The sequence below is a fragment of the Paraburkholderia sp. SIMBA_054 genome, from assembly GCF_046534875.1.
Classification (GTDB): Bacteria; Pseudomonadota; Gammaproteobacteria; order Burkholderiales; family Burkholderiaceae; genus Paraburkholderia; species Paraburkholderia hospita.
Genome location: NZ_JAWRXV010001901.1, coordinates 1 through 228, shown reverse-complemented (window position 1 = coordinate 228; position 228 = coordinate 1). Strand labels below are relative to the sequence as shown.

1 pseudogene is annotated in these 228 nt (G+C 64.9%); it reads left to right on the top strand.

The features are described from left to right. Positions 1-228 (top strand): annotated as a pseudogene (locus SB822_RS61655) (hypothetical protein); the annotation flags it as partial.

Here is a 228-nt window from a genome sequence, read left to right as displayed (position 1 = left end):
CCGCCGCCGCATGGTCCGGGCTTCGCGGCCATCAACGATCTCGAGCATCTGCAGCGTCTCTACGCCATGAGCGGACGCGATGCCGACATGAACGCGGTCTATCACGCCGTGCTGTCGAAGACGCACGATCCGGCGCTGCGTCACTACGTGTATGTCGCGCTGGCGCGCAACCAGTTGAGGCCCGCCAACGTCGATCAGGCGATCGACACGATCCGGAAGAGCCTCGAC